Raw genomic sequence first — 24,168 nt, 5'->3', positions numbered from 1 at the left:
GGAACGATAACCCGCAGGCGGCCTTCTTACTCACGATTTGGACTGAAGCCAGACGGTTGTGAAGCGTCCCACCTCCGTGTTCTCCCTCCTGCGGGTGACGGTTGCCTGAACACCTTCGTTTTCGGGTGCTTGGACCACGAAGAAGGTCTCGGCCGAATAATCGGTGCTAAAAATCCGTGAGTGGGAGGTCCGGACTTCAATCGCCGCTTCTTCGCCGGGGGGAAGCCATAGCTTGAACTGCACCATGTCCTCCGCATCGTCCCTGCGTGTCAGGCGGTACGGCAGAAGATCCGCTCCCGAGAAGAATTCCTCTTGTAGGGCCGCCTCAAGGTAGGGACCGAATGCTGCACCAATGTCCTGGTGGGACAGGTCCTTAATGACGAGTGTCTGTATCGACAATCCAGCGTCCGCGGCCAGCTTCATCAACGGTTCGATATGGACATGCTTGTGGCTGTCGTTGTCTCCTACCACGACTGTGATGTGCGGGTTTCCCTGAGCGTTGCTTACGGCATTGGGAATTAATTGGTCCAGCCAGTCGATCGATTCGTTGTCGCTGTCTCCCGCAATGAAACTCAACATGCCCGGGGAAGCGCCGCTGAGGTACGTTCCCGGATAACTCTGCGGGGCGCCCGCAACGATCCGTGCGGCTCCCAGCTGCAACCCGTGGGAAAGGGCAGCTGTTCCACCCTTGGACGACCCGAGGAACACCATTCCATCGGGTCCGATACCCAACTCAGACGACATCTCCAGCAGGAAAGACTGCACCGCGTCGAAAATCCCGGTGTCACGGTTATCGGCATAATAGTAAGAACCCTGTGATCCGAAGTTGTCCAGGATATAGAGGCGGTAAGCGTCCACTTTCGCCAGTGATGACTTGTAGTTGTAGGTGAAATCGTACGGCGCGCTGATGGCGGAGAACGCTACGCAAAGTGTCGATTTGCCGTGCTCCGATAACGGCTCTTCCAGGCAATAGGTCAGACTGCGTTGACCATTCCAAATTCGCCATTCTCCTCCTTCCTCCCCCACTCCTCGGTCAATCACCCGCAGCGTTCCCCCGGCAACCGCGATGCTCGTTCCAGTCCCGGCAGAACCGGAGAGTGTAACCTCATTGGACCCCGGGGATAATGGCGTCTCGGCTCCAGCAGAACGGAGCCGCACCGGCGCATCTGCTTGGATCGTTACTTCGGCCAACCGCCGCGAACGGCGGTTAGTCAGCACGAAGGCATGTCCATGCACCTCGATCCGATAACCGGCAGGAATTTGCCAGCGGATAGCCTTTTCGCCCAGGACCAGAGAAAACACTCGTTCCCCTCCGGATACGTACGGCTGCCGCCCAGCCCCTGCGGCCGGCATGCCGCGGAAGGGACGGGTGAGAATCTTCATCGCCCGCCGGGTCTCCCAGTCGCGAACCATGAAGTGCAGTCTAGCTCTGACGCGCCTTAGGGCGGCTCGCAGATTCATATTGTCGGCTCTCCCAGAATGACCTCTAGGATCCTTGGCAAAACTCTCGCCTGGGCGAAGTTACGTTCGGCGTAAGCCTGAGCCATTGCCCCGGCGCTACGCCACAGTTCGTCGGAGGAAGTCAACCCGGATATGTAACCCGCCATCTCCCGCACGCCGGTCTGAATCCACGACGCCGGATAGATCTGATCAGCACCAGGCCACGGCAGGGTCACCGGTACGCTGGCGCTGGCAGCTCCGTCCGCCAGCGTCAAATGGAATGACTCGAAGTCACTGAGGGACAGGACGACGCCCACCTTTTGGTACCACTGGGCCATGTCGTTGCCGTGACCGTCGAAGTGAACGGCACCGTGAAGGGTCGGATCGCCGGTAATCCGTCTCATCTGCTCCCGGTAATAGGCCATTTCTTCAGTCCTGTTGGCCATCCATGGATAGTCCTCCGGCCGCTTTCCCTTGATATGCAGCTGGTAACGGGGGTCCTCTGTCCGAAGGATACCCAGCAGGTCCAGAGCCCGGTCCAGATGCTTTTGCGCCGGCACAATGCCGACTAAGCCAAGCCGGAACCGGGCCTCATCGGATTTGTGCAACCGCAGACCGACGGTGTCCACTGGATTCGGAATGACCAGGGCCTTTTCCGAAGGAATCCCGTGATCCCGGATAGCGAGATCCGCCACGTGCCTGCCCACGAAAACCACCGATTGGATGCTGGAGAGGTCAAGTTCCCGGGGGTACCGAGTGAACAGCTCCTGGGAGTGCATTCGGGTGACTAACCGCTGATCCGGCCGCACGTTTTTTGAGTACCAGGCAGCATTCCCGAGCGTCCACTCACAGAACACGACGTCGGCGTCTGCCAGCAGCGACCTACTCTGTTCCTCGTTGTGACGGTTATGGTCCTGCCACTGGTCGGTTGCCACCATATGACCGGCAGCTTCCAGGGCATCGATGATGCCGGCTGCGAATTTAAGGTCATGTCCGGCTACGAGCACCTTCTGCTGCCGCACACCGGGATTAGTGGTGACGGTCTTGGCAGCGAGCTCTGTTGTCGTCCTTCGCCGGTGGAAGTAAAGCCCCTGTTTGCCCGGCGTCTCCGGCCCGATAGGTACCAGTCGAAGGCCTGCCCCACGAGTGGCTCCAACGGTTACCAGTCCCCCACTGAGCCTGTCATCTCCCTCCTCGTCCGAGACACCGATTTCGGCCCATTCTCCGAACGAGACGGCCGTTAGCAGATCCTCAAAAACAGTTCGGTCCGGAGCGGCATCCGTCAGCGTCCCGAGCCAGCTCACGCCGAGGTCTGACAGCATCTCCGGTGTTGCTTCCTCCTCCCGCACACATTTAAGGTCAGTCCGGAGGCCGGAGGGATCGCCTGCAACTATAACGACGGCGGGGCGGACGGTCTGCACCTCAAGGCTCCTCAGGAGTGCCGGACTGGGTGCACTTGCCCTCACGGCGTAGCCGGGAGGCTGGGGAGACGTGACCACCAAACCGGCGCAGCGCAGGGCGTAGGAAAGGCGGTGTGCGGCGGTGTGCCCTCGGTGAATTAGTCGATACGCCAGCCAGACATCATTCAGCCGAGCCTCTTCATCATTCATCCAGCGGTCCAGCAGGACCTTGGTCTCATCTCGCCCTGCCACCGTGTGGACGAGTCCACCCAGGACGCGGTCCACGCCCTGCCCCTTGCCGCTGACGACGGCGGCTCCGGAGGCCGCAAGTTCGACCACCCGGCGGGAAAACATGGTGGGGGAAGCATCCACAGAATTAACGTTGACATGCACCGGATGGCTTTTATAAGCCTTCACCATTTCCAGATACGGCAATCCGCCCTGGACAAACGGCTGGAGAGATTCGGGGAACCGGTAAGGGCTTTCCGGATTGAGGTGCTGCCGGTCATAAATCGTCAGTCCGAGGGGACGTGCCGCGTCCAGCAGCGAAGTTAATTCTGCTGATCGTTGGGGGTATCTCTCGCCGTAGTAGGAACCGGCGTACGCGACGGTGTGGGAATAGGGGCGCTCGGTGGGGAGCGGGTTGTGCAGTTTGGGCTGGGCATAGAAGGGAAGGGAAGAGATCGTTCTGGTGTGCAGGCCTTCGGAACGGGCATATTCACGGAGGCAGTTCGCATCCGTGGTGAAGACGTGGTCGAAGATTTCGGCGGTTCGGCGGAACCTGTTGAAATGGACCGGGTCCTCCTTGTTCCAGAAGATTGTCGGAATGGACTCTTCCCTGCAGTACTCAACCAGCTCGCGAAGTGAACGGAATCGTTCCTCGTCGTAATACCCCACCTTCTGCCGCCACGTATCTTCTGCGCCTTCCCACGCGGATTCAACGAAGAGGACGTCAAGCGGACGGTCCCGCACCTTTTCCCGCCAGGTGTCGGGACGCAGTTCATTCAGGACTACTTCCGAACGCAGCCCTTCAGTGGTGAAGGTATCCGCAACAACACCGATGGTGATCTGCTTCAGTGATCTGCCACTCGGTGCCGACACTATTGCTTCCGCAATGGCAGAGTTCAGCCCCCGGGCGGCTTCAGCTCCGAGGGAATTCCACTTCCGTTGGCCGACGGCCCATAGCCGTGCGCGGCGTCCCAGGTCGCGGCGCTGCCCGGGATCGTCTAAGAGTGATCCGATGGCCTTTGCCAGGGATTCCGGATCCGAAGGTTTAGCCAAAAGGGCGCGTTCCTGGTCCTCTCCGGCAAATGTCCGCAACGGAGCCAGGTCTGTCAGTACCAAGGCCTTGCCGGCAGCCATTGCTTCAAGCGGCTTCAACGGGGACACGAGTTCCGTAACAGGCAGTGGAACCCGGGGGCAGGGCATAACATCAAAAATACTGACGTAGTCGGGTATATTTTCGGCGTCTACCCGTCCGGGGAACTGAACGCGGTCTTCCAGCCCGAGTATGCCCGCTTGACGGCGCAGCTCCCCTAACTCGGCGCCGTCTCCCACGATTACTGCCCGAAACTGCTTCCCCTGGTCCTTCAGGATGGAAAGGGCACTGAGGAGATCGGAGAGACCCTCATAATGGACCAAACTTCCGGCGTATCCCACCACCGGAACGTCAGCAGGTAGGCGCAGTTTGTCCCTCAACCTGTCAGACGGCGGCATTGGAGCGAAGCGGTCGGTATCCACTCCGTTTGGAAGAATTTGAATTTTTCCAGCTTCCACACCTCTGCGGACCAGTTCCGCCTTCACCTGCTCGGTGATCGCGAAGACCGTATCTGCATGCATTGCAACAAAGGTTTCAAGCTTCTCCGCGAGGCGGTAGCGTTCCGACTCTTCCCATGACGGCTTCCCCGATGCCTCGGTTACCTCCCACAGCCCCCGCACCTCGTAGGAAAACGGCACACCGAGACGGCGGGCCGCGGCCAGGGCCGGAAGTGCGGTCACATGGTTAGACGCTGCGTGGATGGCTTCCACCCTGGCACGCTGCGCTTCGCGCACGTAGATGTCCGTCGCTTCGAACCAATAATGATCCAGCGGTTGTTGCGTCCAACTCGGTCCGGGGTTGAATACATGTTCAACGCCACCGATCTTCCGGGCAAAACGGTCAGACCCGGCAGGCGGGTGGTCCGTCGCCACGTCCCACGGATAGCCAGGGCGTGCGGCAACCACTACATCCATTGCCGCGTTCAACAGGCCCTTAGTGAGTTCCGCAGTGCGCGTGGAGTAACCGTTACTGTTGAAATGGCCTGTGCTGTGGGCGCAGTACATGATGCGTCCACGCTCTACCAAGTACACCGGGTTGGGCTGGCGCGGAGCAAGTGGTGGCAGCCGCGCCATTAGGCGGTCCATCCCCAGCACAGCGTCCATGGTTCTCACGTCCTTGGCGCTTTGGTTGTCCAACACGGGTTGGTGCCGTCGGATTAGCGCTGCAGGTTCTTTCACGTCGCCTAGGACGAAATAGGCGTGGGAAATCGCCCGCATGACATTTGCGGCGGTTGGATCCTCCTCAGCTTTGGCTAAGTAAGTCTGATGGAGTGCGCGAAGCTGGGGTCGAGATTTCTTGTTGGTTGCTGTCAAGGGAAGATCCGGCGGCGTGGGTGCTACCTCCGCCGAACCGTCCCGAGAAAAGGCTGCTCCACGGACCTGCTTAATATTCCGGACCGATTTACGAACCCCCCGGGCGGGCAGCAGGACAGCCCTGCCCACCCGAAGGCTCGATGAAGATCGTAGAGCGGTAAGCGTGGACCGTAACCGCACGACTTCGGTCTTGGACGACTGCAACTCGGTCCTGAGCCTGACTGAGTCACGCAGCAGCGACTGAAACTCTCCACGAAGGGATTCCAGTTCGCGCGCGTCCTGCTTTCCCTTCGCTTTCACGCGTTCATAGTCCGCGATGAGTTCATCCACGTTTGTGGCATAGCGCTGACGCCTGAGGCTTTCAGCGGGAGAGAAGGACAACTGCTCGTCTGCGTGCGTCATGGAGTTCCAAAGTTGATGGTTAGCAAATACGGGTAGGCAAAGGCGCTAGCGCCAGATTCCCCGAGTGTCGATTACTTCCTTGCCTTCGAGCACGGCACGGTCGAGCGTCTTGAACGCATCGTGGTCCACCAGCAGAAGAACGATGTCCGCGTCGGTGAGGCCCTCTTCCACGGACACCAGATTGACGTTGCCGCGGCCGGCCAGGCTGCGGGGCAGTTCCTCCACATGGGGTTCCACCACGGCAATTGTTGCCCCCGGCATCCGGGCACCGAGGTCAGCGACGATGGAAACTGCTGGCGACTCACGCAGATCATCGATATTGGCTTTGAAAGCCAGGCCCAGGGCGGCGATCTTCGGCGACTTTTTGCCCGTGCTCAGCTGCTCCACGCGGTCCAGCACCCATCGAGGCTTGGCATCGTTGGTTTCACGGGCCTGACGGATCAGCTTCGCGTCTTCAGGCGCGCTGGAGACGATGAACCACGGATCCACGGCGATGCAGTGGCCTCCAACACCAGGTCCGGGCTGCAGGATGTTCACCCGGGGATGGTGGTTCGCGAGCTCGATCAGTTCCCAAACATCAATGCCCAATCTGTCGCTAATGACGGAGAGTTCATTGGCAAAGGCGATATTGACGTCCCGGTAGGAGTTCTCCACCAGTTTTGCCATCTCGGCGGTTGTTGCATCGGTCAGATGCATGCCTCCCTTGCAGAAAGCGCTGTACAGGTCACGCGCACGCTCGGCAGCAACCGCCGTCAAGCCGCCAATGATTCGATCATTGGTGACAAGTTCGATCATTACCCGTCCCGGCAGAACACGCTCAGGGCAGTGGGCTACGTGGATGAGGGGAAGCCCCGATTCGGGGTCCAGGGAGAGATCAGGGCGCAGTTCCACGAGGTATTCGCCGAGATGCTTCGTGGCGCCTGGAGGAGACGTTGATTCGAGAATGATCAGTTCGTCCCCGACTAGCTGGGGAGCGATACCGCGGGCCGCGGCATCAATATAGGACAGATCAGCTGTCCTGTCCGCATTGAACGGCGTGGGCACGGCGACGATGTAAGCGTCAGCCGGCGGAGTGTCCGTGGTGGCCTTCAGCATTCCTTGGCTGACCGCGCCCGCTACCTGAACCCCAAGATCGGGCTCGACGAACGGGACTTCTCCGCGGTTGATTGCTGCGACGTTGGCTTCCTTGACGTCTACTCCGATGACATTGAGACCGTTGGCGGCAAGCACCGCTGCAGTCGGCAGACCAATGTATCCAAGTCCGATGACAGCAACGTCCTTGATTTCCTTCATATTCATTCCCCTATAGTGCGATCTGTTCTTCGGGCTTCCCGAAAAACTTTATTTCTCCCGAAGCCAACAACGCGGTATCGGATATTGCCCAAGTGTGGTTACCCACGCCTCGGAATTGGGCATAGTTGAAGCGGTCGGAGGCATAAATACGGCCTCCATCCGCCCGGACAGCCTTTAAGAACTGTGTATCCTCACCCCTGTTCAGCGGTGCAAAGGGCATTCCTTCAAAGACCTCTCGGCGAGCGGTAATGGTTGGACCCATCACCGAGGTAGTGAACCGATGCTCCCTGTCCGCGAAACGTAGAAGTGTGGCGTTACGCTCCGCAAGGTACATATAGTGCGCCTGTTTACCCACGACATCTGCCCTCGAGAACTGAAGGGCCGCGACCAGATCCCGGAGGTAATTCGGCGAGTAGAGGTCGTCATCATCCATTTTCGAAAGCACTTCCCCGCCAGCTGCCGCAACGCACGCGTTGAGACACTCCCCCAGCGACACAGAGCGCGGTCGCGGCAACACAATCACGTCGTTTAGCCCGTAGAGCAAGCCCAAGCTTTTCACATGAGCGCGGTCGGCTTCGAATCCGTGGGTGCACAGCACCAGTTCCGGTTTCCTCCCTTCCAGAGAACCAACCGTCCTGAAGACCTGTTCCAGCTGTCCAGGCCTCATGGAGGCTACAAGCAGCGATACAGAGGGTTCCGCCACGGGTCGGGATGCCGCAGGCAAAGCGGCAGCGACAACTGCCTCCACCCGGTGCGCGTACGTATGCTCGGACCAAATGCGTCTCTGCGCGCGGTGGACCTGGCGGTCCGACAGCTGGGGGTTTCGGGTGAGTGCCAGGATTGTGTTCTTTGCATCTTCGCGGGAGGTGACGACGAACTGCTCCCCAGGGCGCCATTGAGCGGTTAGCGCCTCGCTGGAGGTGCTCACTACCGATGTCCCCGACGCAGTGATCTCAAAAATCCGCCTCGCACACATACTCGGCGAGTCAACAACTGAGTTCACATTGAGGAACACTTTGTAAGCTTTGTACGCCGTGAGCATCTGGCTGTAAGGCAAAGTTCCGGCGAGGTACTTTTTGTAGGCCGGTGGAAACTGGTAATTCGGGTTTTTTCCGGCATGACGGGAGAAAATATCCAGCCCGGTTCCTTTTTCAAGGTCTGCGTCATGGGCGCCGCCCAGCAGCAACTGCATCTGCTCTCGGCGCTCCGGGTATTTGTGCGCAAAGTACATTCCTGCGAATGCGACGTTCCTGCTATGCCAGCCTTCACCCGGTCGTATGGGGTTGTGCAGCGCAGGCTGGGCAGCGAACTGGAGAACAGACACCCGGTTATGGCCCAAATCAGCCGTATAGGATGCTATGCGGCGTGAATCACTAGTAAAGACATAGTCAAAAAGCCTTGCTGCTTCCAAGAAGTCTCCGTAATGCGGAGGGTCCTCCTTGTTCCAGAAAACCGTGGGGATGCCAAGTGACCGGCACAATTCCAGCAACTTGCGGAAGTCCTCTTTGGGGCCGGATTCGCCGGTGAGTTGGTACCGCCACTGTCCACCGTTTCCCGCCCAGGCGGATTCGACGAAGAGCAGGTCCGGTTTGGCTGATGCAATTTCCGCACGCCACCCTGTGCGCGAGAGGGCGACCTGCTGCCATTCAAAATCAAATGCCGACATGGAAAACTCGTCGAGGATAACGGCCACTGTGATGTCCGAACGGCGCCGCTGACGCGGCTCGGGGAAGTACGGATCAAACCGCAGGCGCTTTCGCCTACGGCCGGATTTCCGGGCCTGCGAGTCGCCGTTGCCTCCGGTGTAGGGGTTCTTTCCGGCCCGTACACGCCGTTGCTTTTCAAGCAGACCGCTCATCCCGGCACGCCGGAAGTGCCAGGCGGCTGCGCGTGTTTCCTTTAAGAACGCACTCATACGCCCGACTTCCGACGACCTGCAGCCAGAGGCTGAACCGACACGGGACGAAGGTCGTTCAGCATCCGTCTGCGCACTTTGGCCGCTGCAAAACGGTCTTTATTCGCAAGCTCCTTGGTGTACCGGCGATACCAGTTCAAGGCAACCTCGGGGTCGCCGTCAAAGAGTAGATCGCCCTTATCCAGCCAGATCACACGCGTACAGAGGTCCTGGATTGTCTTCAGGCTGTGGCTCACCAGAAAAACGCAGCCCGCCTGCGCCCTTAGGCTGTCCATCCGGCGTTTGGTCCGGTCACGGAACTCGTCATCACCTGTGTTCAGGGCTTCATCGATGATCAGGATCTCAGGATCAATGGCTGTGGCTATAGCGAACCGCAAACGTGAGGACATGCCTGAGGAATACGAACGCATCGGAAGGTTTATGGAACCTTCCAACCCGGAAAGCTCCATGATCGACTCGTACTTAGCGGCGATCTGAGCATGCGTCATACCCAAGGCGAGACATCCGAGCATGATGTTCTGGGCTCCGGAAAGGTCCGGGACGAGGGCCGCCGAAACACCAAGCATCGTGGGGGTTGATGACGCGTACACGGCACCCCCGGAGGGCTGGAGTTTGCCGCAGAGAAGGTTCATTAAGGTGCTCTTCCCTGAACCGTTCAACCCGATCACACCAATGGCTTCACCCTGTTCGGCAACGAAAGACAAAGGCGCCAGCGCTCGGACTTCAACCGTTGACGCACGGCGGCTTAATCGCTTCGACAGGGACGTCGCTTGTTCGGAATTCCCAGCGGCTCCGGAAGAAGCAACCCGGTACGACATGGCCACGTTATCAACTACGACGGCAGGCGACGTGACCAACTGCTTAGGCTCAGTTGTTCCCGGCATAGGACTCTTCTCTCTTCCAGAAGACAACGATGCCGAGGACCAGCGCGCCTAGTGCCCAGGCGCTAAGTCCGGCCCAGCTCTGCCACACAGGAGTCTGCGCGTACAGCACGGACTCCCGGACAATCGTTAGCAGCAGGTACAGGGGGTTAGCTTCCACAGCGGACTTGAGCCACGGAACAGAGTTATATCGCTCGATACTGAACATGACGCACGAGGTAAACATCCAAAACCGCATGCCAAAGGAAATGATATGAACGAGGTCGTTGAACTTGGCGACTACGGGCGCCAGCACCAATCCTGCTCCCAGATTAAAGAGGACCTGCAGAAGGACCGCCGGGATGACCAACACCCATCGCCAGGTGATTTCCTCCACCGGTGCCAGGAAAATCACTAACAGGAACATCATGATAAGAACCGGTATGTTGGCCAGCAGTTCCCGGATGTTGACCGCTACAGCGAGGGTTGCACGCGGAAAATTAAAGGCTTGAATCACGTTCTGGTTGGTCCGGATGACCCGTGCCCCGTTAACGATGGAACGGGAACTCATTTGGAACAAAAAGATGCCGATAATCAAGTAACCAATAAAGTTCTCCACCCCGCGGCCTGCATTCAACAACAGTCCAAAGATAGCGAAGTAGCCGAGCCCATTAAGCAACGGGTCCAGGAGCAGCCAGGCGCTGCCCAATCGATCACGGCTGTTGCCTGTCTGCACCCGGGCTCTCGCGTCGTAGAGCATAAAGTGCCGATAATTCCAGAGCGAAACCAGATAATCCAGTAGCGGAGGCTTCGCACCGACCCTTGAAACCTTACGGAGGTCGACGGCGACCGTCACCGGCTTGTCGTTCTGCTCAGCGCTAGCTGATGTCTGGGTCACGCCTTGGCCTCCGTCTGCTGGTACATCTTTACCGTTGAAGCAGCGACCGATTCCCAGGTACGCGTGGCGAGCACATGGCGGCGCCCGTTGCTCCCCAAGAAGGCACGAAGCTCGCCATCGGAGATCAGGCTGTCGATCGCCTCGGCCAGATGCACCGGATCGGAGGCCCGGACCAGGAGCCCGTTGTCTCCATCTCGGACCAATTCACGCAGGGCCGGCAAATCGCTGGCTATTACGGGCCGTGCGCAGGCCATGGCCTCCACCGGCTTCAGCGGGGTTACCGCTCGTGTCACGTCCAAATCCTTCCGAGGCACAACGAAGACGTTGATTGCCTGATGGTACAAATGAGCCTGCTCCCGGGAGACTCGGCCGGTGAAGATTACGCGGTCGGTCAGTCCGAGTTCGGCAGCCAGCGCCTTCAAACGGGGCGCGGCTGCTCCGTCGCCGACGATGAGGCATTTGAGGTGCCGTTGCCGGTCAGCGACCAGGCCGAAGGCGGTGATGAGGTCATCCAGCCCCTCATAGTCAACCAGACTGCTGACCGTTCCGATCAATTCAGTGTCAGGATCCAGCCCGAGCGAGCGCCGGGCCTCGGCTGCCGCCACGGGTGCTTCGAGGTATCCCTCCCCCACTGCGTTGGGAAGCAGCCGGATCCGCTCCCGGGGAACTCCGCTGCCGGCAATCTGTTCCGCCATGACGGTCCCGAGCGTGGGCACCAGGGCAGCCCTGCCCATAACGTCGGCTTCCCGTTCGGAGAAGAGCCGGTACCTCTCGCTCTGCCGGGCCTCGGCCGGGCGGGCCGAAGCCCACGTATCGGCCAGCTGGCCGCGGACCTCATAGATCCACGGAATGCCGAGGGCCTCGGCCACGGCGGCAGTCACCAGCCCGTTGACGAAGTGCGTGGTGGTATGCAGAACCGCAGGCCGCGTCTTCAGGGCAAGTGCGAGCGTTTGTTCTGCCTGCAGCTGCAGTCTGCCCTGCATGCCGAAGGGAAGCCGGGCCGGCAGGATCCGGTGATACGTCACGCCGTCGATCCGGTCCTGTTCCCGGGCAAAGAGCCGACCCACCTGGACGGGATATCCCGGGCGGGTCACGGCATGGACGTTCCAGCCCAGCTCGTGCTGCGCCTTCAGGATCGAATGGCTCCGCTGCGCGTAGCCGCTGCCGGTGTGCGGCAGGGAGTTGGTGAGGACGTGCAGGACGGTGGCTGGGTCCGGTGTGTAGGACTCAACACGGTCGAGCCAGGGCTGCCATCCCGAAAACACGGCCAGCTCGGACGCCAGGCGCCGCTGCTGCCGGCGTTCGGCGCCTCGTCCGTGGGAAAGGGCCTTCACGGCGCCGCTCATGTCTCCGGCGTGCGAGCGGCTGCGGGCGACAGTGCCGGGCAGCCCTTTGGTACCGGGGCGTACCCGTGCCACCAGCTGCCCGGCCTCCTGGGGGAAGCCTGCTGCGATGGCGACGTCGGCCAGGCGCAGGGCCTGTTGGCTACCCGTGGTTCCGCCCGGTGCGGCGGCTGCGGTGAGACTGCGGGACAGCGCAGGGGTATCTCCGATGACGAAAGCCGCCAGCGGTCCCAGGAAGCTGTTCCCAGCCATTTTTCCGGAGATCTTCCCGGCACCGGCCGCCAGCGGATGTACCAGGGATGCCGGCAGCCTGCGGGATATCTGCAGCGCCAGGACTACGGGGTCATCGCCCAGGTGTTCCAAGGCAGTGGCGCCGGCAAGGGCGGCACTGCGTACGTATCTCAGTGCCGTCACTCGGACCGGCCCGCTGCCACGCTCCGCAGGAGGTCCGCATAGGCAGCGGACAGTGCGTCGAGGTTGGCGTTGTGGTGTACCCAGTCCCTGCCGTTGGTGCCGGTGAGCAGCCGGGTGCGGTCTGCGTGCAGTTCCATCCACAGCTGAGCAATGGCCTCCGGCCTGGAATCAACAATGTCTCCGGCTTTCGACTCTTCGACGATGTAGCGTGCCTCGCCACGGACGATGCCCGTGACGTGACGTCCTACTGCCAACACCTCGTAGGTCTTTGACGGGATGGTGGTTTCGAAGGATTTCCAGTCATCCCGAAGCGAGACGACACACGTATCCGCATCCCGGTAATATTCCATGACTTCGCGCCGCTGGGCAGGGCCTTGAAAGATTACCGGAGCGTCCAGTTCCTCGGCCAGCTTCATCAGTTCACGTCGTTGCACCCCGTGGCCCACCATGGTCAACCGGACGTAGCCGCGGGCAAGGGCTGCTGCCCGCACGACCAGGTCCAGCCGCTGGCTTTCGCCATGGTTTCCCAGGTACAGCACGTTCAGCAGGTCCCGGTTTTCAGGGGGAGGAGGCAGGAGCTCCCGGACGGAAATATCTACGCCGTTCACCACCGTGGCAACATTGTTCAAGCCACGCTCACGGAGTGTGGCGGCGAAACCATGGGTCACGGTCACCACCAACTCTGCGCGTTCCTGGAAGGCTGTTATGGCGCGTTCCGTTAAACCTTTCGCGCTTCCACGGACAATCCGCGCATCCCGCGCAATATCGGGCCAGGCATCGCGCATGTCTACCACCAACGGCACCCGGCGGAGCCGGGACACCAGGTATCCGGCGCCCAGGATGGGAAGGCTGGGCACGGTAACGACCACGGCATCAGGGCGGCGTGTCATCATCCCGGCCGCGACGGAAGCCGCCGCACTGAAGCAGTGGTCTAACAGCCGTCCCAGCCGTGTGGTGCGGTGCCATACGAAGGGAACTCGCAGGATGCGTTCCCCGTACCGGCCCGTGTCCCGGCGGAAAGCGCGGCCCGCTTCTCGTTTCGGCAGGGTCCGCCGGCCGTGCGGAGCATGTGCCACCGGGGTAATCACGTCGATGTCCCAGTCGAGGCTGCGGAAATACCGGTTGAACTGAGTCCAGCGGCGCTGTGGAGGACTGTGCTCAGGGGAATACGAATGCGTCAGTAACTGAATCCGCACTACCAATCCCCCAATAACATCTGCCGCTCTACATGCCCAGCGACCCTAATGGTGCTGGAAAGTTCACCTTATTCTACGCGTCACTTGTCCCAGTCTTGGACGGGAGGCTAACTGTCGGTCCGCGCAGCTTGCTGTAATAAAACACGCCGCCGCCTAACAAGAAGAGCACGACACCGCCCCGCACTATCCAATCCACGCCGCCGGAACCGGAATTCGTGCTCTCTGCGGCAAGGGCTGAGGGTGTCGGGGTGGGCTTGGATGTGGCCGCAGTGGCCGACGGGCTCGGCGATGCCTTGGGAGTCGGCGACGCTGTAGACGTAGGCGACGGGGACGGAGTCGGTGTAGGAGAAGGCTCGGCGTCCGGGTCAACGATCTGCATGGTCAGCGGATCCCAGACGTCTCCCGTGTAGAAGAGGGTGACCGGATCGATGAGACTGCCGGTTCCCGGCTCGATGAGCAGTCCGGTGCCCGGATGGACCAGGAACCCGGTGCCCGGGTCGACGACGTACCCCGTTACCGGATCGATTTGGTTGACCGGCGGACTCGGCTCGGGCTCCGGGCTTGGTTCGGGAGCTGGCGCGACAGGGGCTGGAGCAGGCTGAGGGGCAGGAGCCGGTTGAGGGGCAGGCTGGACCGGCACCGGCTGGACGGGAGCAGGAGCGGGAGGCGGCAGAACCGGATCGGGTTCCGGCGTCTCCACTACCGGCGGGGGTGGGGGCGGGGTCCCTTCCACAGCCAGGGCCGGCCCGGCCAACACCGTGGCCGCTACCAAGGCACCCACGAGGGCGCCGAGAATACGGGGGGCAGGATTCTGTTGCATGGTGTTAGTTCCCCCGGTCAGCAGCCATGTAGGCCGGCATATTGTCGTCGTCGAGTGCGGCGGCGATTTCACTGATTGCAGCATAGTCGGGCACCACAATGGACTGCCCATCCGCGGATGTACCCACGCCTTCGTTCGGCAGGGTCGCCATGGAGATGTCCCCGGAACGAACGTTACGGAGGCCGATTGCCAATGCCCCGGCCTCGGACGCGTCCAGGTTCTCGTCAACGCTCAGGTACGGCGATATTTCGCTGACCACGTTGCTGACCTTGGCCGGGTTGGTCAGGGTCCCCTTGTTGAGGACACCGGAGATCACACCGCGTAGGAAAGCCTGCTGGTTCTTGACGCGCTGGTAGTCACCGTCCGTAAAGGCATACCGCTCCCGGACGTATTTCAGTGCCGATTCGCCTTCAACGGTGATGGGCCCTGCGGCAAAGAACTCGCCTTCGGCACCCTCGGACCGGAACGCCACGTCATTCGTGAGGGTCACCCCGCCCAAGGCATCCGTCAGGCCCTTGAATCCTTCAAAATCGATAATCGCCACGTGGTCAATCGGGGCGTCGAAAAGCGTCTGCACGGTGTCCACGGTCAGGGAAACACCGCCGAGGGCCATGGCGGCGTTGATCTTGGATTCCCCGTGCCCCGGGATCTGCACCCAGGTGTCGCGCATAATCGAGATCACGTAGACGCCGCTTCGGTCCCCCGGCACATGGACGAGCATCATGGTGTCGGACCGTGCGTCGTCGGACGCGGGATCCCGGGTGTCGCTGCCCAGGAGCAGGATGTTCTGCGAATCCTCCGCGGACGCGGCCTTCTCCGGACTGTTCGCCGGAAACGCATTGGGAATGCTGTTGGTTCCGTTGTCGAACGTCCGTGCCAGATGCCACAGGTAGCCCCCGGCCGCCACCGCGGCCACCACGACAAGGGTCAGCAGCACCAGCAGGACGGCGCGGACCGGATGCCGCTTTCGTGGCGCGGAGTCCGGGGACGGGGAGTGCTCGCTCAAGTGTTTTTCCTCAGGTCGGGGGCGCTATGAGTCTATACATTCGGCGGGCCACCTCCGATTCCGGTCCCGGGCAGCGCTGCGGATACGCTGGAATCATGAAGTTCTATGCACTACCCGCAGTACTCGCACTTTCGGCAGTCGCTGCCACCGGCTGCAGTCCGGCGGCCAATGTCGATTCCGCCACGGATGCCGCCAACCCCGACTGCGCCGCCGTGATGGTGGCGCTGCCGGACGAGATGGCAGGCTACGCACTGCGGGACACGGACAGCCAGTCGACGGCGGCCTGGGGTAATCCGTCCCGGGCAATCCTCAAGTGCGGCGTCCCGGTCCCCGGACCGACCACCGATCCGTGCGCCGAAGTGAACGGCGTTGACTGGATCCTGCGGGAAGGCGAAGACACCTGGACCGCCACCACCTACGGCCGGGAGCCGGCGGTGGAGGTGATGTTCGATCCGAACGAGGTGGCGTCGTCCACGGTCCTGGTCCAGCTGCAGAACGCAGTGTCCAACATCGAACCCACCCGCCAGTGCCTGAGCCCCGAGGACACTCTGGAGCTCGAGCAGCAGGGTTAGCGCAGGCCGGTCTTCCGGGCCAGGGCGAGGGAGATCAGTTCGTCGATCAGCTCGCTGTACGGCAGCCCGGACTTGGCCCACATCTGCGGGTACATGCTGATGGGGGTGAAACCGGGCATGGTGTTGATCTCGTTGATGATCAGCTGGCCGTCCGGGGTGTAGAAGAAGTCCACCCGGGACAGGCCTTCGCCGCCCACGGACTCGAACGCGGTGCCGGCGAGACTGCGGACCCGGGCGGTGATATCTGCGGGCAGGTCGGCCGGGCAGCTCAGCTCTGCGGCTGCACCGTCCACGTATTTGGCTTCGAAGTCATACCAGTCATGGCCACCGTCGCGCACGGCAACTTCGCCGGGCTGGCTGGTGCGCGGGTCCTCGGTTCCCCGCCCCTGCAGGACGGCTACCTCGATTTCCCGGCCGGTGATCCCGGCTTCCACCACAACCTTGGGATCGTGCAGGCGTGCGGCTTCAATGGCGGCCGGAAGTTCCGCGGCGTCGGTGACGCGGGTGATGCCCATGGAGGAACCGGCCCGTGCCGGCTTCACGAACAGCGGGAAGTCCAGGGCACCGGCGCGGTCCAGGCAGGCCTGCGGATCCCGCAGCCACTGCCGGTCGGTGATGACCTCGTAGGGACCCACGGTCAGGCCCGCGGCTTCGAAGACCACCTTCATGTAGTGCTTGTCCATACCCACGGCCGATGCCAGCACGCCGGCACCTACATAGCGCACGTCGGCCATTTCCAGCATGCCCTGCAGGGTTCCGTCCTCGCCAAAGGGCCCGTGCAGCAGCGGCAGCACGACGTCGACCACGCCGAGACTCCGGGGCAGGCTGCCGGCAGCGTGGGCCACCAGTTCCCGGCTGCCGTCCTGGGATGAGAGCACCACGGATTCCTCCGACACGGGAACCTCGGGCAGGGTGGCGGCGCGCAGGGACCATTCGGCCGGATCCGCCGAGACCAGGCTCCACTGGCCGTTCTTCGCGATGCCGATGGGCACGACGTCGTACTTTGTCGTATCGATGGCCTGCAGCACTCCTGCTGCAGTCACGCAGCTGACGGCATGCTCGCTGGAACGTCCGCCGAACAGGACGGCCACCCGGGGGCGGGCGCCTCCGGGACGGTCCGTTGCGGCAGCGGCGGGCAGGGGTTCAACAGTCACGGGGCGGACACACCTTCGGATTTCAGTTCTCGGGCCAGCAACCGCGGGCCCAGTTCATCAACAGTAATGACGCCCTGCAGTACGGCGACGACGTTCTCGGTGATCGGCATGTACACGCCGAGCTGGGTGGCACGGTCCAGCACGGCCTGCGCGGACTTGATGCCCTCGGCTGTCTGGGTCATGGACGCGTTGACTTCCGCCAGGCTCAGGCCCTGGGCCAGCAGCGTGCCGGCGGTGTGGTTGCGTGACAGCGGCGAGGAGCAGGTGGCAATCAGGTCACCCATCCCGGCGAGGCCGGCCATCGTCTCGGCGTTGCCGCCCAGAGCCAGGGCGAGGCGGGTCGTTTCCGCCAGGCCGCGGGTCATGACCGATGCCTTGGTGTTGTCGCCCATCTTCCTGCCGTCGCAGATTCCCACCGCGAGGGCAATGACGTTCTTGACGATGCCGCCGATCTCCGTGCCCACCACGTCCACGTTGGTGTAGGGACGGAAGTAGGGCGCAGTGCAGGCTTCGGCGATCCAGGCGGCCGTGTCCAGGTCGGTGCATGCCACCACGGACGCGGTGGGCTCCTGCCGGGCAATCTCCATGGCGAGGTTCGGGCCGGAAACCACGGCAATGCGTTCGGCGGGCAGCCCCAGTTCCTCGGCGATCACCTGGCTCATCCGGGCGTCGGTTCCCCGCTCGAGGCCCTTCATCAGCGATACGACGACGGCGTCGGCGGGAATGAGGCCCGCAACGTCCCGAAGCTGGGCGCGCAGGGACTGAGCCGGAACCGCAAGGACGACAATCTCCGCTCCGGCCAGCACCTCGGCGAGGTCCGTGGAGGCACGCAGGTTGGCGGGCAGGACGGTGTCCTTGAGGTACTGGGTGTTGCGGTGCCTGCTGTTGATGTCCTCGGCCACTTCGGGGCGCCGGGCCCAGAGCCGGACATCGGTGCCGCGTTCCACGCCGGAGTCGGCGGCGATCTTGGCGAACGCGGTACCCCAGCTTCCGGCACCAAGAACGGCGACGACGGCGGGGTGTTCACTGCGGGCGGTCACTGGCCGGCCTCCGGTTCGGTTGGTGGAGTTTCTGCGCCGGATCCGCCGGTTCGGTTTTCAAACGAGCGGCCCACCTGGCGCTGGCCTTTGGCCACAGGGTTCCACCGCTCGGTGGGCGGCTGGGCGCCGCGGAGCTTGGAGACCATATCCGTCAGGTCGGACATGATCCGCTCCGTAGCGGCATCCAGCACGGCTTTGCTGATGGGCAGATCCGCAAATTCGGACAGGTCCACCGGCTTGCCGACCACCAGCCGCACCCGCTTGCGCGGGAACAGCTTCGGGAACTTGGCATAGCGCGGGAACGCGTCCTGCGCACCCCAGTGGGCAATGGGGACAACGGGGGCGCCGGTCTGCAGGGCCAGCCGCGCCGCCCCGGTCCGGCCCTTCATCGGCCAGAGGTCGGGATCTCGGGTGAGCGTGCCTTCCGGGTAGATCACCAGGGTGCGCCCCGCTGCCAGGGCCGCGCGGGCGGCATCCAGGGACCCGGCGGCCCCGGTGGTAATCCGTTCCACCGGGACCTGGTTCGTGGCGGACAGCGCGGGTCCCAGCACGGGCACCTTGAAGAGCGATGCCTTCGCCAGGAAGTGCGGCGACCGTCCCTGGTTGTACAGGAAGTGCCCCACCACCACCGGATCGATTTCAGTCACGTGGTTCGGGCAGACAATGAAGCCCGGATCCCGGGGCAGGTTCTCTGCCCCTTGCCACTGCTTTTTCAGGAACATATTGAATACCGGCCGGAGAGACCCGGCGAGCAGAGCAAAAACAACCCGTGACTTATTCGATTCCGTCATTCCGTCAGGCTACCGGAGTCCGGCAGATACGCCGGAAGCAACGTCAAAGTCCGCTCCGAGTCCCTCAAGCTTGCCCTGGAAGTGCTCGTAGCCGCGGTTGATCAGCTCAATGCCGGTCACCCGCGAGGTGCCCTCCGCTGCCAGAGCCGCGATGAGGTGGCTGAAACCGCCGCGCAGGTCCGGGATATCAATCTCGGCACCGCGCAGCTGCACGGAGCCGGCGATGACCGCCGAGTGCAGGAAGTTCCGCTGGCCGAAACGGCACGGGACGCTGCCCAGGCACTCACGGTGCACCTGGATGTTGGCACCCATCCGGATCAGCGCGTCGGTGAAACCGAAGCGGTTCTCGTACACGGTTTCATGCACGATGGACACACCCTCGGCCTGGGTCAGCGCAACCACCAGGGGCTGCTGCCAGTCGGTCATGAAGCCGGGGTGCACGTCGGTTTCCAGGACGAGCGGGTTCAGGGCGCCGCCCGGGTGGTAGAACCGGATGCCGCCGTCGTCGACGTCGAACGCGCCGCCGATTTTGCGGTAGGTGTTCAGGAACGCGGTGAGGTCCTTCTGCTCCGCGCCCTCCACGTAGATGTCACCCTTGGTGACGAGGGCCGCGGAAGCCCAGGAAGCGGCCTCGTTGCGGTCCGGAAGCGCCCGGTGGTTGTAGCCGGTCAGTTCGGAGACGCCCTCGATGCGGATGACGCGGTCCGTCTGCACGGAGATGATGGCGCCCATCTTCTGCAGGATGGCGATCAGGTCCATGATTTCCGGTTCCACGGCTGCACCGCGGAGTTCGGTGATGCCGACGGCCCTCACAGCGGTCAGGAGCACCTGTTCGGTGGCTCCCACGCTCGGGTAGGGCAGCTCCAGCTTGGCGCCGCTGAGGCCTTTGGGGGCGGAGATGGAAATGCCGCCGGGGCGCTTTTCCACCACGGCACCGAAGTTGCGCAGCATCTGCAGGTGGTAGTCGATGGGCCGGTCGCCGATTTTGCAGCCACCGAGGTCCGGAATGAAGGCTTCACCCAGGCTGTGCATCAGGGGCCCGCAAAGCAGGATCGGGATGCGCGAATCGCCGGCGTGGGCGTCGATGTCCTTGGACGCCGCGGTCTTGGCGTTTGTCGGGTCCATGGTGAGGTCGCCGGTGACGGGGTCCTTGGTGACCTCGACGCCGTGCAGCTGCAGCAGGGACGTCACCACCTCAACGTCCTTGATTTCCGGAACGTTGCGCAGTGTGGACGGGCCGTTGCCAAGCAGGGCCGCAACCATCGCCTTGGGGACCAGATTCTTCGCCCCGCGGACCGGTACCTTCCCGGAGAGAGGAACACCGCCTCGGATGGTGAGGACGCTACCCATGAACACCTGATTTCTTAAAATAGTTTGGCCCCGGAAGCAATAAGAGACTGCACTCAAGCATATGAGCAAGCGTCTGCTTACTGAAATAACTCCGCCTCTCCGGCGGGCAGCGCCGGTGTGATTCCGGTCATGTCCACCGCAGCGGAACGCGGATAGGCCCCGCCCGAAGGGGGGCCTATCCATGGTATCGGGGCTGGAGGGAAGGCAGAAAACTGTCCGGAGCGCAAACCGGCAGCGTACTGATCATCCCGGGGCGGCCGGCTACGCCGCGCCGCCTTACTGCAGGGCGGGGAGAGTTGCCGGCTTATAGGACGGGCGCACAGCTTCGAAGGCGGTGATCTCGGACTCGTGGCGCAGAGTCAGGGCGATGTCATCCAACCCCTCCAGCAGGCGCCAGCGGGTGTACTCGTCAATCTCGAAAGGTGCCGTGACGCTGCCGCAGACGGCCGTCCGGGCCTGCAGGTCAACGGTCACTGCAGTTCCCGGGGAGTTTTCCAGGACCTTCCAGATGAGCTCGATATCGTCCTGCGCCACCTGGGCGGCGACGAGGCCCTGCTTGCCGGCGTTTCCGCGGAAGATATCGGCAAAGCGGGAGGAGAGCACGGCGCGGAAGCCGTAGTCCTTCAGAGCCCAGACGGCATGTTCACGCGAGGATCCGGTACCGAAGTCGGGGCCGGCCACGAGGACGGAGCCCCGGCGGTAGGGTTCCCGGTTCAGGATGAAGTCCTCGTTCTTCCGCCAGCCGGCGAAGAGCGCGTCCTCGAACCCCGTGCGGGTGATCCGCTTGAGGTAGACCGCGGGAATGATCTGGTCCGTATCGACGTCGCTTTGGCGCAGCGGGACGCCGATACCGGTATGCGTGGTGATCTTTTCCATAACGGTTCTCCTAGGCTGCGGCGCCGGCGACGGCGCCCGGCAGCGGATCAAGGTCGGAGGGCGAGCTGAGGGTTCCCCGGACGGCCGTGGCGGCTGCCACCACCGGGGACACCAGGTGGGTCCGTCCACCCTTGCCCTGCCGGCCCTCGAAATTGCGGTTGGAAGTGGAGGCGCAGCGCTCCCCCGGTTCGAGCTGATCCGGGTTCATGCCCAGGCACATGGAGCAGCCGGCAAACCGCCATTCCGCGCCGAAGTCCTTGAACACCCGGTCAAGTCCTTCCGCCTCGGCCTCCAGCCGGACGCGTGCGGAGCCGGGCACCACCATCATCCGGACGGCGGGGTCCTTCTGCCGGCCGCGGATGATGTCCGCCGCTATCCGCAGGTCCTCGATGCGGCTGTTGGTACAGGACCCCAAAAAGACGGTGTCCACCCGAATGTCCTTCATGGGAGTGCCGGCGGCCAGGTCCATGTAGGCCAGCGCCCGTTCGGCCGCGGCGCGTGCGTTCTCGTTGCTGAAGTCTTCCGGGGCAGGAACGGCTTCGGAGAGCGGGACGCCCTGCCCGGGGTTGGTTCCCCAGGTCACGAATGGCTCCAGCGTGTCGGCGTCGAGGAAGACCTCTGCGTCGAACTCGGCGTCGGCGTCCGTGGCCAGGGATTTCCAGTGTTCGACGGCGGCATCCCAGTCCCGGCCCTGCGGGGCGTGCGGGCGGTGCCGCAGGTAGGCGAACGTGGTTTCGTCCGGGGCAACCATTCCGGCCCGCGCACCGGCTTCGATGGACATGTTGCAGATGGTCATCCGCGCTTCCATCGACAGCGCCTGAATGGCCGAGCCCCGGTATTCCAGCACGTAGCCCTGTCCGCCGCCGGTGCCGATCCGGGCAATCACCGCCAAGATGATGTCCTTGGACGTGACGCCGGGACGCAGCGTGCCTTCGACATTGATGGCCATGGTCTTAAACGGCTTCAATGACAGGGTCTGGGTGGCCATCACGTGTTCCACCTCGGAGGTGCCGATACCCATTGCCAGTGCCCCGAACGCCCCGTGCGTGGAGGTGTGCGAATCGCCGCAGACCACGGTGAGCCCGGGCTGGGTCAGGCCCAGCTGCGGTCCCACCACGTGGACAATGCCCTGCTCTGCATCTCCGAGCGAATGCAGCCGCACTCCGAATTCGGCGCAGTTGGCCCGCAGCGTTTCAATCTGGGTCCGGCTCACCGGATCGGCAATAGGCTTATCTATGGCCAGTGTGGGCGTGTTGTGGTCCTCGGTGGCGATGGTCAGGTCCGGGCGGCGCAGTTGGCGGCCGGACAGCCGCAGCCCTTCGAAGGCCTGCGGCGAGGTGACTTCATGGACGAGATGAAGGTCGATATAGAGCAGGTCGGGAGCACCGTCCTCCCCCTTGCGGACCACATGCTCGTCCCACACTTTCTGTGCGAGTGTCCTGCCTGCCACGTGCTCACCCATATCAGGTACCCCTCGTTGTGTTTCCCTGTGGCATTAAGAAAACCAGCCGACGAGTGCGCTCCGCCACTTTTCCGATTTGCATCTCAGATAGTGAGACGGCAGTATCAGTTTATGGACACAGCGAGCGGGGTAGGCGTCATTGACAAAGCGGCCATGGTGCTGGATGCACTGGAGGCCGGGCCCACCACGCTGGCGCAGCTGGTTTCCGCCACGGGGCTTGCCCGCCCCACGGTGCACCGGCTGGCGCTTGCCCTGGTGCACCACCGGTTGGTGGGACGCGATATCCAGGGGCGCTTTGTCCTGGGTGGACGCCTGGTGGAGCTTGCTTCTGCGGCCGGTGAAGACCGGCTCATTGCTTCGGCCGGGCCGGTGCTGCTGGCGCTGCGCGACGCTACGGGTGAAAGCTCCCAGGTTTTCCGGCGGCAGGGTGAATGGCGGGTCTGCGTTGCCTCCGCGGAGCGGCCCATCGGACTGCGGGACACCATTCCCGTGGGCACCCAGCTGTCCATGAAAGCCGGTTCCGCGGCGCAGTGCCTGCTCGCCTGGGAGGACCATGACCGGCTCCTTGAAGGTCTGCACAATGCCCGGTTCACCCCTACGGTTCTGGCCGGCGTCCGGCGCCGCGGCTGGGCCCAGAGCCTGGGTGAACGCGAACCGGGTGTCGCCTCCGTTTCCGCGCCGGTGCGCGGACCGTCCGGCCGGGTCATTGCCGCCGTCTCGATTTCAGGGCCGATCGAACGCCTCACCCGCCAGCCGGGCCGTGTCCACGCCGAAGTGGTGGCCAAGGCAGGAGCCCAGTTGACCGAGGCACTGCGCAAGAGCGGGGAGTAACCCTATATTGGGAATCTCCAACGCGGGAGGTTCCCATGAAGCGGATGCGGGTGCTGTGGCACGTTGTCCGGATCTCCGGCGCCGACTACATTTTCACCGGCTTCCTGATTGTCCTCGGTGTTGCCAGTTTCCTGCTGCCGCGGCTCGAACCGGAGTTCACCGATTTCGGCGACGGCCTCTGGTACCTGTTTGTTTCCTTCACCACCGTCGGTTTCGGCGACTACGTGGCCACCGGTCCGGCCGGACGGATCATCACCGTGGTGGTGACCCTGTACGGAATCCTCGTGGTGGCCCTCATAACCGGCATCATCGTCGGCTTCTACACCGAGCTCCTCAAGGCCCGGGCCACCAACGCACTGGATGACTTCGTCAACGAGCTTGAGCATCTGCCGGACCTGTCACGCGAACAGCTGCTGAACCTGGCCGAGCGGATCCGGAACCGGCGCATCTTCCCGGGCTCCTGAGCGGTGCGGC

At 62.8% G+C, this 24,168-nt stretch carries 19 protein-coding genes; 3 read left to right on the top strand and 16 right to left on the bottom strand.

All coding sequences use genetic code 11. The annotated features are described in order from the left end of the window. Positions 1 to 30: 30 nt before the first annotated feature. The 10 genes from NNX37_RS06800 to NNX37_RS06755 all read right to left on the bottom strand — a co-directional run bounded on the left by NNX37_RS06800 (position 31) and on the right by NNX37_RS06755 (position 15,618). Entirely contained in the window at positions 31 to 1,413 is a 1,383-nt protein-coding gene (locus tag NNX37_RS06800; RefSeq protein WP_255791570.1) for a hypothetical protein, read from the bottom strand. Positions 1,414 to 1,457: 44 nt separating this feature from the next. After that, positions 1,458 to 5,873, bottom strand: coding sequence for a glycosyltransferase (locus tag NNX37_RS06795; RefSeq protein WP_255791569.1), 4,416 nt, complete (start codon positions 5,871 to 5,873; stop codon positions 1,458 to 1,460). A gap of 45 nt (positions 5,874 to 5,918) precedes the next feature. Beyond that, positions 5,919 to 7,166 carry a UDP-N-acetyl-D-mannosamine dehydrogenase gene (gene wecC, locus NNX37_RS06790; RefSeq protein ID WP_255791643.1) on the bottom strand — a complete coding sequence of 416 codons (1,248 nt, stop codon included), beginning with the start codon at positions 7,164 to 7,166 and terminating at the stop codon, positions 5,919 to 5,921. Between the two features lie 10 nt (positions 7,167 to 7,176). After that, the gene (locus NNX37_RS06785; RefSeq protein ID WP_255791568.1) at positions 7,177 to 9,081 is read right to left on the bottom strand and encodes a glycosyltransferase family protein; all 1,905 of its coding nucleotides are present in this window, start codon (positions 9,079 to 9,081) and stop codon (positions 7,177 to 7,179) included. Then, the gene (locus tag NNX37_RS06780) at positions 9,078 to 9,965 is read right to left on the bottom strand and encodes an ABC transporter ATP-binding protein (protein WP_255791567.1); all 888 of its coding nucleotides are present in this window, start codon (positions 9,963 to 9,965) and stop codon (positions 9,078 to 9,080) included. Before NNX37_RS06780 ends, NNX37_RS06785 begins: the two co-directional genes overlap by 4 nt. Beyond that, positions 9,949 to 10,839, bottom strand: coding sequence for an ABC transporter permease (locus tag NNX37_RS06775; RefSeq protein WP_255791566.1), 891 nt, complete (start codon positions 10,837 to 10,839; stop codon positions 9,949 to 9,951). The genes NNX37_RS06780 and NNX37_RS06775 overlap by 17 nt, the downstream gene beginning before the upstream one ends. Then, positions 10,836 to 12,596 (bottom strand): glycosyltransferase family 4 protein, encoded by a 1,761-nt coding sequence (locus NNX37_RS06770; protein WP_255791565.1) that lies wholly within the window; start codon positions 12,594 to 12,596, stop codon positions 10,836 to 10,838. The genes NNX37_RS06775 and NNX37_RS06770 overlap by 4 nt, the downstream gene beginning before the upstream one ends. After that, positions 12,593 to 13,792, bottom strand: a complete 1,200-nt coding sequence (locus tag NNX37_RS06765) for a glycosyltransferase family 4 protein (RefSeq protein WP_255791564.1) — start codon at positions 13,790 to 13,792, stop codon at positions 12,593 to 12,595. The genes NNX37_RS06770 and NNX37_RS06765 overlap by 4 nt, the downstream gene beginning before the upstream one ends. A 73-nt stretch (positions 13,793 to 13,865) precedes the next feature. Beyond that, the gene (locus tag NNX37_RS06760; RefSeq protein ID WP_255791563.1) at positions 13,866 to 14,612 is read right to left on the bottom strand and encodes a hypothetical protein; all 747 of its coding nucleotides are present in this window, start codon (positions 14,610 to 14,612) and stop codon (positions 13,866 to 13,868) included. A 4-nt stretch (positions 14,613 to 14,616) separates the two neighbouring features. Continuing rightward, entirely contained in the window at positions 14,617 to 15,618 is a 1,002-nt protein-coding gene (locus NNX37_RS06755; RefSeq protein WP_255791562.1) for an LCP family protein, read from the bottom strand. 95 nt (positions 15,619 to 15,713) lie between these two features. Here NNX37_RS06755 and NNX37_RS06750 point away from each other — a divergent pair, with 95 nt between their 5' ends. Then, a complete protein-coding gene (locus NNX37_RS06750; RefSeq protein WP_255791561.1) occupies positions 15,714 to 16,190 on the top strand; it encodes a DUF3515 domain-containing protein in 477 nt (158 codons plus the stop codon). On the opposite strand, the gene NNX37_RS06745 is transcribed toward NNX37_RS06750, so the two are convergent. From NNX37_RS06745 to leuC, 6 genes are all read right to left on the bottom strand, one after another. Then, entirely contained in the window at positions 16,187 to 17,329 is a 1,143-nt protein-coding gene (locus NNX37_RS06745) for a D-alanine--D-alanine ligase family protein (RefSeq protein WP_255791642.1), read from the bottom strand. The two genes, NNX37_RS06750 and NNX37_RS06745, sit on opposite strands and share 4 nt — an antisense overlap. 11 nt (positions 17,330 to 17,340) lie before the next feature. After that, on the bottom strand, positions 17,341 to 18,384 hold the full coding sequence (locus tag NNX37_RS06740; RefSeq protein WP_255791560.1) for an NAD(P)H-dependent glycerol-3-phosphate dehydrogenase: 1,044 nt from the start codon (positions 18,382 to 18,384) through the stop codon (positions 17,341 to 17,343). Continuing rightward, on the bottom strand, positions 18,381 to 19,175 hold the full coding sequence (locus NNX37_RS06735; RefSeq protein ID WP_255791559.1) for a lysophospholipid acyltransferase family protein: 795 nt from the start codon (positions 19,173 to 19,175) through the stop codon (positions 18,381 to 18,383). The genes NNX37_RS06740 and NNX37_RS06735 overlap by 4 nt, the downstream gene beginning before the upstream one ends. A 9-nt stretch (positions 19,176 to 19,184) precedes the next feature. Then, complete coding sequence (gene murA, locus NNX37_RS06730) at positions 19,185 to 20,525, bottom strand: UDP-N-acetylglucosamine 1-carboxyvinyltransferase (RefSeq protein WP_255791558.1); 1,341 nt, start codon at positions 20,523 to 20,525, stop codon at positions 19,185 to 19,187. 276 nt (positions 20,526 to 20,801) lie between these two features. After that, entirely contained in the window at positions 20,802 to 21,401 is a 600-nt protein-coding gene (leuD, locus tag NNX37_RS06725; RefSeq protein ID WP_255791557.1) for a 3-isopropylmalate dehydratase small subunit, read from the bottom strand. Between the two features lie 10 nt (positions 21,402 to 21,411). After that, on the bottom strand, positions 21,412 to 22,863 hold the full coding sequence (leuC, locus tag NNX37_RS06720; protein WP_255791556.1) for a 3-isopropylmalate dehydratase large subunit: 1,452 nt from the start codon (positions 22,861 to 22,863) through the stop codon (positions 21,412 to 21,414). 111 nt (positions 22,864 to 22,974) lie between these two features. On the opposite strand from leuC, the gene NNX37_RS06715 reads away from it, so the two are divergent. Together NNX37_RS06715 and NNX37_RS06710 are read left to right on the top strand one after the other, a co-directional pair. After that, positions 22,975 to 23,694, top strand: a complete 720-nt coding sequence (locus tag NNX37_RS06715; protein ID WP_255791555.1) for an IclR family transcriptional regulator — start codon at positions 22,975 to 22,977, stop codon at positions 23,692 to 23,694. A gap of 35 nt (positions 23,695 to 23,729) precedes the next feature. After that, complete coding sequence (locus NNX37_RS06710; protein ID WP_255791554.1) at positions 23,730 to 24,158, top strand: potassium channel family protein; 429 nt, start codon at positions 23,730 to 23,732, stop codon at positions 24,156 to 24,158. Positions 24,159 to 24,168 lie beyond the last annotated feature (10 nt).

It is taken from the genome of Arthrobacter zhaoxinii (genome assembly GCF_024385505.1).
GTDB lineage: Bacteria > Actinomycetota > Actinomycetes > Actinomycetales > Micrococcaceae > Arthrobacter_B > Arthrobacter_B zhaoxinii.
This window is presented reverse-complemented; position numbering and strand designations above follow the sequence as displayed.